This window comes from Streptomyces sp. RP5T (assembly GCF_003933965.1).
Lineage (GTDB): Bacteria > Actinomycetota > Actinomycetes > Streptomycetales > Streptomycetaceae > Streptomyces.
The window spans coordinates 1-1,758 of the sequence record NZ_RSAJ01000997.1; the positions used below are offsets into that span (position 1 = coordinate 1).

Consider the following 1,758-nt stretch of genomic DNA (forward strand, 5'->3'; position numbering starts at 1 on the left):
CCCCCTGGCTGTTCCTGCTCGCCCCGCTGGCCCTGCTGATCACCTTCACGTACGCGCCGATCGTCAACATGCTCGCGTACAGCTTCACCGACTGGGACGGCGTCAGCCCTGTGCTGCACTACACGGGCGCGGAGAACTACCGGGAGGTCTTCACCCGCCCCGACCTCTTCGAGGTCTTCTGGGTCAGCGGCTACTACCTCGCCGCCTCCGCGGTCCAGATCGTGCTCGCGCTGTACTTCGCCACGGTCCTGAGCTTCAACGTCCGCTTCCGCAACTTCTTCAAGGGCGTGCTCTTCTTCCCGTACCTGATCAACGGGGTGGCGATCGGGTTCGTGTTCCTCTACTTCTTCCAGGACGGCGGCACCCTCGACTCGGTGCTGAGCCTGTTCGGCGTGCACACCGACCACGCCTGGCTCGGCACCCCCGTCTCCGCGAACACCTCGCTGGCCGGCGTCTCGGTCTGGCGCTACCTGGGCCTGAACTTCGTCCTCTTCCTGGGCGCGATCCAGTCCATCCCGGGGGAGCTCTACGAGGCCGCGGAGCTGGACGGGGCGGGCCGCTGGCAGCAGTTCCGCCACATCATCGCGCCGGGCATCAAACCGGTCCTGACGCTGACGGTGATCCTCTCGATCTCCGGCTCGCTCTCGGTCTTCGAGATCCCGTACATCATGACCGGCGGCGCGACCGGCACCGAGACCTTCGTGATCCAGACGGTAAACCTGGCGTTCCGCTTCAACAAGACGGGCCTGGCCTCGGCGGCCGCCGTCGTCCTCCTGCTGATCATCCTGCTGGTGACCTGGGTGCAGCGGCGCCTGGTCCCCGACGACAAGGTGGACCTGGTATGACCCGCCGTACGCTCACCCGTGCCCTGGTCCACCTGTCGCTGATCGCCGCGACGGTGGTCGTCCTGCTCCCGCTCGTGGTCGTCCTGCTCACCTCCCTCAAGTCGGAGAAGGAGATGGCGAACACGAGCGGCGCCCTCGAACCGCCCGACGACCCGCTGAACCTCCACAACTACGTGGCGGCCTTCCAGGACGGCGGGATGCTCTCCGCCTTCACCAACACGGCGATCATCCTGGTGGTCTCGGTCGGCGGCACGGTCCTCATCGGCTCGATGACGGCCTACGCCATCGACCGCTTCACCTTCCGCTTCAAGAAGCTGGTGGTCGCGCTCTTCCTGACGGCCGCGCTGGTCCCCGGTGTCACCACCCAGGTGGCGACCTTCCAGATCGTCAACAGCTTCGGCATGTTCGACTCCCTGTGGGCGCCGATCGTCCTCTACATGGGCACGGACATCGTCTCGATCTACATCTTCCTGCAGTTCGTCCGCTCGATCCCGGTCTCCCTGGACGAGGCGGCCCGCCTGGACGGCGCCAACTCCTTCACGATCTACCGGAAGATCATTTTCCCGCTGCTGAAGCCGGCGACGGCGACCGTGGTGATCGTGAAGGGCATCACCGTCTACAACGACTTCTACATCCCGTTCCTGTACATGCCCTCGGAAGATCTTGGCGTGATCTCGACGTCGCTGTTCCGCTTCAAGGGCCCCTACGCGGCCCACTGGGAGGTGATCTCGGCGGGAGCGGTCCTGGTGATCCTGCCGACCCTGATCGTCTTCCTGAGCCTGCAGAGGTTCATCTACAACGGCTTCATGCGAGGAGCGACCAGGTGACTCCCGGGGGGCGCGGGGGCTACGCGGACAAAGCGGCCACGAGAACCGGCGTGACCTGCTCCACCTGCCAGCCCCGGGCCCCGAGC

Annotated in this window: 2 protein-coding genes; both read left to right on the forward strand. The window is 65.8% G+C overall.

Going from position 1 to position 1,758, the window contains the following annotated elements; genetic code table 11:
• Positions 1-845: carbohydrate ABC transporter permease (locus tag EHS43_RS43865; RefSeq protein ID WP_148104319.1), on the forward strand; the 845-nt coding region annotated here is incomplete at its 5' end.
• Entirely contained in the window at positions 842-1,672 is an 831-nt protein-coding gene (locus tag EHS43_RS43870) for a carbohydrate ABC transporter permease (protein ID WP_125195977.1), read from the forward strand. The genes EHS43_RS43865 and EHS43_RS43870, both read left to right, overlap by 4 nt.
• Positions 1,673-1,758: the final 86 nt, after the last annotated feature.